The organism is Mesorhizobium sp. M4B.F.Ca.ET.089.01.1.1, from assembly GCF_004022605.1.
In the GTDB taxonomy this organism is placed as follows: Bacteria; Pseudomonadota; Alphaproteobacteria; order Rhizobiales; family Rhizobiaceae; genus Mesorhizobium; species Mesorhizobium abyssinicae.
In genome coordinates, this window is the sequence record NZ_RZOS01001237.1 from 1 (window position 1) to 574 (window position 574).

At 63.8% G+C, this 574-nt stretch carries 1 protein-coding gene; it reads left to right on the top strand.

Translation table 11 applies throughout. The annotated features are described in order from the left end of the window. A partial coding sequence (locus EN780_RS36935; RefSeq protein WP_128276629.1) for an extracellular solute-binding protein occupies positions 1–574 on the top strand: 574 nt, incomplete at both ends.

Here is a 574-nt window from a genome sequence, read left to right on the forward strand (position 1 = left end):
ATCCATCTCAGCTCGCCGGAAGGCGCACAGGCGGCCGCGCAGTCGCTGCTGGAACCGCTCGACTACAAGATTATCGATCCCAAATCCGTGCCGGCCGGCGCAAAGTCCGATTACTGTTATCCCTTCGATTCCTACGGCACCGTCATGTCGTGGAACACCAAGGCCCTTGGCGACAACCCGCCGAAAAGCTGGGCGGAGTTCTGGGATGTCGCCAAGTTCCCGAACCGTCGCGCCTTGCGCGCCAACGCGCAGGACCTGATCGAGATCGCGCTGCTCTCCGACGGCGTGGCGCCGGCGGACGTTTATTCCGTGCTCAGCACCCCGGAAGGGCTGCAGCGCGCCATCAAGCGGATCGAGGCGATCAAGCCAAACGTCTCCGTGTGGTGGACCTCGGGCGCGCAGTCGGCGCAACTGCTGAAAGACGGCGAAGCGGATCTGGTTGTCACCTGGAACGGAAGAGCCCAGACCGTGAAGGCGGATGGCGGCGCCGTCGACTATACGTTCAAGGGTTCCGTTATCGGCACGGACTGCCTCGGTGTGCCGAAGGGCGCCCAGAACAAGGACGCGGCCATGA